Origin of the sequence: Micromonospora sp. D75 (assembly GCF_018070405.1) — a bacterium.
GTDB lineage: Bacteria > Actinomycetota > Actinomycetes > Mycobacteriales > Micromonosporaceae > Micromonospora > Micromonospora chalcea.
On sequence record NZ_JAGPXV010000340.1, the window covers coordinates 1 to 6390 of the forward strand.

Annotated in this window: 7 protein-coding genes and 1 pseudogene; 3 read left to right on the plus strand and 5 right to left on the minus strand. The window is 74.1% G+C overall.

Going from position 1 to position 6390, the window contains the following annotated elements:
• Positions 1-19 precede the first annotated feature (19 nt).
• The gene (locus KBX39_RS19785; RefSeq protein ID WP_210871906.1) at positions 20-970 is read left to right on the plus strand and encodes a hypothetical protein; all 951 of its coding nucleotides are present in this window, start codon (positions 20-22) and stop codon (positions 968-970) included.
• Between the two features lie 8 nt (positions 971-978).
• Here KBX39_RS19785 and KBX39_RS19790 read toward each other — a convergent pair whose 3' ends face one another.
• Positions 979-1398, minus strand: coding sequence for a helix-turn-helix domain-containing protein (locus KBX39_RS19790; protein ID WP_043328166.1), 420 nt, complete (start codon positions 1396-1398; stop codon positions 979-981).
• 192 nt (positions 1399-1590) lie between these two features.
• Between KBX39_RS19790 and KBX39_RS19795 the strand changes: the two genes are divergently transcribed.
• Complete coding sequence (locus KBX39_RS19795; protein WP_069088024.1) at positions 1591-2019, plus strand: hypothetical protein; 429 nt, start codon at positions 1591-1593, stop codon at positions 2017-2019.
• A gap of 8 nt (positions 2020-2027) precedes the next feature.
• On the opposite strand, the gene KBX39_RS19800 is transcribed toward KBX39_RS19795, so the two are convergent.
• The gene (locus tag KBX39_RS19800) at positions 2028-3176 is read right to left on the minus strand and encodes an SAM-dependent methyltransferase (RefSeq protein ID WP_210871904.1); all 1149 of its coding nucleotides are present in this window, start codon (positions 3174-3176) and stop codon (positions 2028-2030) included.
• Between the two features lie 179 nt (positions 3177-3355).
• On the minus strand, positions 3356-5014 hold the full coding sequence (locus KBX39_RS19805; protein WP_113973473.1) for a DEAD/DEAH box helicase: 1659 nt from the start codon (positions 5012-5014) through the stop codon (positions 3356-3358).
• A 285-nt stretch (positions 5015-5299) separates the two neighbouring features.
• Between KBX39_RS19805 and KBX39_RS19810 the strand changes: the two genes are divergently transcribed.
• A complete protein-coding gene (locus tag KBX39_RS19810; protein ID WP_210871905.1) occupies positions 5300-5986 on the plus strand; it encodes a ferritin-like fold-containing protein in 687 nt (228 codons plus the stop codon).
• Positions 5987-5996: 10 nt separating this feature from the next.
• On the opposite strand, the gene KBX39_RS19815 is transcribed toward KBX39_RS19810, so the two are convergent.
• Positions 5997-6224 carry a DUF3107 domain-containing protein gene (locus tag KBX39_RS19815; protein ID WP_030502928.1) on the minus strand — a complete coding sequence of 76 codons (228 nt, stop codon included), beginning with the start codon at positions 6222-6224 and terminating at the stop codon, positions 5997-5999.
• Between the two features lie 65 nt (positions 6225-6289).
• A pseudogene (locus tag KBX39_RS19820) lies at positions 6290-6390 on the minus strand (TetR/AcrR family transcriptional regulator); the annotation flags it as partial.

Consider the following 6390-nt stretch of genomic DNA (forward strand, 5'->3'; position numbering starts at 1 on the left):
ACAGCCGCCCCGCGCCGGGGTGGCCGCGGGCGGCCCGGTCGCGGTGGATCGGGAGACGCTGCGGTTGGCCCTGGTGGTGGGCGGGCTCGTGCTCGCGGTGCTGCTCGGGTTCGGGCTCGGCCGGATGAACGCGCCCGCCGACCCGGCGCGGCCCGCAGCCACGGCGAGCGGGGCCACCACGGGCGACGGCGGCATGCACGCCCACGCGCCCGGCACCGGCGCGCACTCCCACGACGGCGCCACCGTCACCCAGGGCGGCGGCGACGGCGCGGCCGGGCTGTCGATCACCTCGGCCGGTTACACGCTGGTCCCGTCGAACGCCGAGCTGACCGCCGGCCGCGCCGGTGAGCTGCGCTTCCAGATCCGCGACGACAAGCGCCGCGCGGTCACCCGGTTCGCCGTGGTGCACGACAAGCCGATGCATGTGATCGTGGTGCGCCGTGACCTGAGCGGTTACCTGCACCTGCACCCCACGATGGCCGCCGACGGCACCTGGTCGGTGCCGCTCGGGCCGATCGAGGCGGGCTCCTGGCGGATGTACGCGGACTTCACCGCCGTCGCCGACGACGGTGGACAGGTCGCCGTGGTGCTCGGCGCCGACCTGGCCGCGCCCGGCGCGTACCGGCCCCGGCCGTTGCCCGCCGCCGCGACGTCGGCCACCGTCGACGGGTTCACCGCCGCGTACACGGGCACCCCGGAGGTGGGACGCTCGGTGCCGCTGCGGTTCCGGATCACCGGCGCGGACGGCGCGGCAGCGCCGCTTCAGCCGTACCTCGGCGCGTTCGGGCACCTGGTCGCGCTGCGCGAGGGCGACCTCGGTTACCTGCACGTACACCCGGAGCCGGTGCGCGACGGCGACGAGGTGACGTTCTGGCTGACCGCGCCGGGGCCGGGCAACTACCGGATGTTCCTGGACTTCCAGGTCGGCGGCGTGGTGCGGACCGCCGAGTTCACGCTGACAGTGGCCTGAGCCCTCGGTCAGCCGGCGCGGCGGACCGGGCGGCGGGCCAGGTAGCGGAGCAGATCGCGGATGTGGTGCTTCTCCTCGGCGGGCACGCTCGGGTCGGCCAGCCGGTCCAGGATCACCCGCACGTCGGCCTCCACCGGACCCTCCTCGGCACCTCGGCGGCGCGGCACCGGCCCGGCGTCGGGCAGGCCCAGCGCGCGGAACGCGGCCGCCACGGGCAGGTCGAGAGCGGCGCAGAAGCCGCGCACCTTGGCGAGTTCGGGGTAGTCCTGCCAGTCGCCGGCCAGCCAGCGGAACACCGTCGAGCGGCCGACTCCGGTGTGGGTGGCCAGATCGGTGACCGTCCAGCCGCGTTCCTCGCGCGCGTCGTCGATGGCCCGGCGTACGAAGCGCGCGAAGGCCATCTGCGGCGAAACGTCTGCCGAACCCATCCCTGTCGGATCTGCCCCTCCCGCCGGTGGCCCGGCTCTGTCGATCGAGCCTAGTACGCCGGGGCGCAGAAGTAACTGACTGATCGGTCCGGAGATCTCGTCGGCGGGACTCGGTGAATGCGGAAGCTTGCTTCGGGTAATGCGCTTCGGGTAATAGGCTGAGTGAACCCTGAGAATCGATGGAGGAGAAGCATGGCCGAGCCGGACCGTCCCGTACCGCATCGCCCCGGCGCGGTGAGCCTCTTCTTCGTGGCCAAGGCCGCGTTGTTCGCTCTCGGCTTCTGGATCTGGCTGCTGGTGCTGGCGGTACGCGGTGGCGAGGCGACCGGCGTACACCTGATCGCCGCGACCGGCGCGATCTGCACCACGCTGGCCTCGGTCGTGTTGGGAGCGCGGATGGCGTTGCAGCGCAACGCCGCCCTCCGGCATGCCGAGCTGAAGCGGATGCTCGTGGACATCTCGTGGAACGCCTTCGCCGCCGCCGGCAACGCCGAGCAGCTCGGCGGGAAGGTGGTGCCGTTCCCGACCGCGGCCGAGGACGGCGAGCGGCCCGCCAACCGTGGTGAGCGCGTGTCTGTGCTGGACCGGGGCGATCGCAACCGGGGCGACCGGGGGCGGTAGCGCGCCCCTCAGGCCCGCTCCGCCAGCAGCGTCTCCAGCCGGGGCGTCACGCCCCACTGGCCGACCAGCTCGCGATACTCGGCGCGCTGCCCGTCGGTCGGCGCTCCGGCCGTCCGGCGTGCCCGGATGAGCAGGTTGCGCGGCGTGTGCTGGGAGTCGACGAACTCCACCACCTCGGCGCGGTACCCGTGCAGGCGCAGCAGACCGGCCCGCAGCGCGTCGGTCAGCACGTCGGCGAACCGCTCCCGGAGGATGCCCTGCCGGGTCAGCAGCTCGTACGGGCCCGGCGCCGGGCGCGCCCGGAGCTGGGCGGCCAGGTCGTGGTGGCAGCAGGGCGCGGCGAGCACCCAGCGGGCGTCCCAGCGCACCGCCCGGGCCAGCGCCTCGTCGGTGGCGGTGTCGCAGGCGTGCAGCGCGAGCACCAGGTCCGGCGCCGGTTCGACGGGCGCCTCGGCGATGGTGCCGGCCACGAAGCTGACCCGGTCGGCCCAGCCCAGCCGCTCGGCCAGCTCGGTGTTGCGGCGGCGCTGGTCCTCGCGTACGTCCACGCCGACGAGTGTCACGTCCAGGCCGCGCCGCAGCAGGTAGCGGTAGGCGGCGAAGGTCAGGTACGCGTTGCCGCAGCCCAGGTCCACCACCCGCAGCGGGCCGGTGAGGTCGTCGGGCAGCGTCGCGGCCAGCGCGCGCAGGAACGCGTCGACCTGCCGGCGTTTGGCCGCCGAGCCGCCGATCTCCTTGAAGAGGGGATCACCCGGGTCGAGCAGCCACTCCTTGGCCCGGTCGTGCCGCTCCGGCTCGCCGGCGGTACGGCTGGCCGCCGCGCGGTGCACCTGCGCCTCACCGGACTTCGTCACCCGGAGCTGGATCGTGGCGTCGGCGGTCTCGACGTGCCAGTTGCCGAACGGCTCGGCGAGCAGTTCGTCCACCGCGGCGTCGGCCTCGGCGCCCGGCGCCACGTTGCGGGTGTGCGGCCGTGACCCGTCGGAAGTGGCGATCTGCAACCGGGGGCCGCTCTTGAGCGCGACCGGGCGCAGTTCCGCGCGTACCACCGAGGGACGCTGCCCACGACGCCGCCCGGCGGCCACCGCCCGGGTCAGCCCCGGCGCGAGCAGCAGCGTCCGTACCTCGGCGAGCGCCGATTCCAGCGCTTCCGGCATCCCTACCTACCTCTCCAGTTCTCCACCCACCCCACCGACCTGGTCGATCATGAGGTTGGCCGTACGTGAGCACGGCGTGTCGCGCCGTCAACTTCATGATCACCGCGTGGGTCCGGCGGTCGTGGGACGGGGACGGCCTCCGGGACCGGGGTCCGGGAGGCCGTTTCCGTTGGTGTTCGTCAGTCGGCGTTGCTGGCTTCGGCGGGCGCGCCGGTGCTGCCGCTGCGGCGGCGACGACGGCGACGCGGCTTGCTCGCCGTCTCACCCTCCGCGGCCTGCGGTGCGGCGGCGGTCTCGGTCGAGCCCTCGGTGCTGATCACCGCGGTCGGCTCGCCGGCCACCGTCTCGCCGGCCCGGCGACGCCGCCGCCGACGCGGCGTACGGGTCGCCTCGCCGTCCCCGGCCTCGGCCTGCCCGGCGGGCGCGTCCCCGCCGTCGCTGGTACGGCCCCGACCGCGGTCACCACGGTCACGGTCGCCGCGCTCGCGGCCCCGGCTGTCACCCCGACGCGCGCCCCGGCGTGCCCGGCCGCCGCCACCCAGGTCCTCCTCGACCTCGGCGGACAGCCCGGCGCGGGTGCGCTCGGCGGTCGGCAGCGTGCCGCTGACGTCGGTGGGGATGGCCAGGTCGGTGTAGAGGTGCGCGGAGGTGTGGTACGTCTCCGGCGGCTCGGGCATGTCCAGCCCGAGCGTCTTGTCGATGATCCGCCAGCGGGGCATGTCGTCCCAGTCGACGAACGTCACCGCGACACCCGTGGCCCCGGCCCGGCCGGTACGGCCGATGCGGTGGGTGTAGGTGTCCTGGTCCTCGGGGCAGTCGTAGTTGATCACGTGCGTGACGCCGGTGACGTCGATGCCCCGGGCCGCCACGTCGGTCGCGACCAGCGTGTCGATCTTGCCGGCGCGGAACGCCCGCAGCGCCCGCTCCCGCGCGCCCTGGCCGAGATCGCCGTGCACGGCGGCCACGGCGAAACCACGGAAGTCGAGATCCTCGGCGACCCGGTCGGCGGCCCGCTTCGTACGGGTGAAGATCATGGTCAGGCCACGGCCCTCCGCCTGGAGGATGCGCGCCACGATCTCGACCTTGTTCAGCGAGTGCGTGCGGTACGCGAGCTGCGTGGTCTGCGGGGACGGGCCGGTCTCGGCGGTGTGCCCGGCGTGGATCGTCACCGGCCGGCGCAGGAACCGCCGCGACAGCGCGACGATCGGGTCCGGCATGGTGGCCGAGAACAGCATGGTCTGCCGGTCCTCCGGCAGCATCGCCAGGATCTTCTCGACGTCGTCCAGGAAGCCCAGGTCGAGCATGCGGTCGGCCTCGTCGAGGACGAGCGCGCGGACCCGGTCGAGCCGCAGGTGCTTCTGCTTCTGCAGGTCCAGCAGGCGGCCGGGGGTGCCGACCAGGATCTCGACGCCCCTGCGCAGCGCCTCGATCTGCGGCTCGTACGCCACGCCGCCGTAGATCGGCAGCACCCGGACGCCCCGGGTGCGACCGGCGGCGTCGAGGTCCTTGGCGACCTGGATGCCCAGCTCACGGGTGGGTACGACGACGAGCGCCTGCGGGACGCCGTCGCTGCCCTCGGACGGGGCGAACACGCGCTCCAGCAGCGGGATGCCGAAGCCGAGCGTCTTGCCGGTGCCGGTCGGGGCCTGCCCGATCAGGTCGACGCCGCGCAGCGCGATCGGCAGCGCGTACTCCTGGATGGCGAAGGCGCGGGTGATGCCGGCGGCGGCCAGCGCCTCGACGGTTTCCTGCCGCGCGCCGAGCGCGGCGAACGTGGGTGCCTCCGGCGGGACCGGAGCGGTGGGGGCCAGTGGCTGGCCGGAAATCTGGTCGCTCATGTGGATGTGGGGGTGCCCTCTCGTGGTGCGCCCCTCATGTCCTCAGGGCGCGTTCGGTGTGTGGCGCGGGCCACGCGGTCGGGGGCGAATCGCCGAGCCGGACCGGGCCGCACGCGCGTCGGGGACCGGTCTTGATCAGCGAAGCTGACCGAATCGGTGCCCACGGCAACTGTCTCATCCTACCTGAACGGCCCCTGAGTCGTCCCGATTCCCAGGTGGTGGCCGTGCGCGCGGGGCGGCTCGATGTGACTTGAGTCACAGCGTTGGCGCCGGTAGCCTGCGCTCGTGGCCGCCCCCGACCCCGCCGCGACCGGCTCTGCCGCCGCCGATCCCACCGCCCCCGATCCCGCCGCGATCGACCTGTTCGGGCTCGTCGCGTACGGCGAACTGCTCGCCTTCGACCGCCTCGCCGCCGACGCCCGCCTCGCGCCCGACCTGGGCCGCCGCGCCGCGCTCAGCGAGATGGCCGCCGCGGAGATCGCCCACTATCGCTGGCTGACCGACCGCCTCGCCGCGTGGGGCGTCACCCCGGAGGAGGCGATGGACCCCTACGTCGAGGCGCTGCGGGCGTACCACGACTCGACCGAGCCGCGGGACTGGGCGGAGGCGGTGACGAAGGCGTACGTGGGCGACGCGATCACCGACGACTTCCTGCGCGGGATCGCCGACGGCCTGGACGGGCCGGAGCGGACGCTGCTGCTCGACGTGCTGCACGACTCCCGGTACGCCGAGTTCGCCGCGGCCGAGATCCGGGCCGCGATCGAGGCCGATCCCCGGGCCGCGGGCCGGCTCTCCATGTGGGCCCGGCGGCTGCTCGGGGAGGCGCTGTCCCAGGCCGGCCGGGTCGCCGCCGCCGACCGGGGCGCGCTCAGCGCGTTGATCGGCCGGACCGGCGGGGACGTGCCGGGGCTGCTGCGCCGGCTGACCGAGGCGCACACCGCGCGGATGACGGCGGTCGGGCTGAACAACTGAGCCGCGGGAATCAGCGAACGGTGAACCCGACCGCGCGAGGCGACGCCTCGGCGATCTCGACGTAGGCGACCTTGCCGACCGGCACGATCACGCGCCGGCCCTTCTCGTCGGTCAGGGAGAGCGTGCCCTCGCTCCTGGCGAAGGCGTCGGTCACGATCTGCTCGATCTCGGCCGGCGACTGCGCGCTTTCCAGGACCAGCTCCCGCGGCGCGTACTGCACGCCGATCTTGACCTCCACTGTGCCTCCTCAACTGGGGCGAAAAAGCCACCGTGGGAAGGCTATCCGATCCGGCGGCCCGATGTTCAGGCTGACTCACCTTGCAGCGGGAAGCTGGCGATGCCCCGCCAGGACAGGGCCGCGACCAGCGCCTCGGCCTCCGCCTTGGGCACCTGACGGCCGCCGG

What these genes read in the sequence shown, in the direction of transcription:
- KBX39_RS19790 (WP_043328166.1), bottom strand. Translation starts at nt 1,398, where the DNA reads ATGGGTTCGGCAGACGTTTCGCCGCAGATGGCCTTCGCGCGCTTCGTA.
- KBX39_RS19805 (WP_113973473.1), bottom strand. Translation starts at nt 5,014, where the DNA reads ATGAGCGACCAGATTTCCGGCCAGCCACTGGCCCCCACCGCTCCGGTC.
- KBX39_RS19795 (WP_069088024.1), top strand. Translation starts at nt 1,591, where the DNA reads ATGGCCGAGCCGGACCGTCCCGTACCGCATCGCCCCGGCGCGGTGAGC.
- KBX39_RS19800 (WP_210871904.1), bottom strand. Translation starts at nt 3,176, where the DNA reads ATGCCGGAAGCGCTGGAATCGGCGCTCGCCGAGGTACGGACGCTGCTG.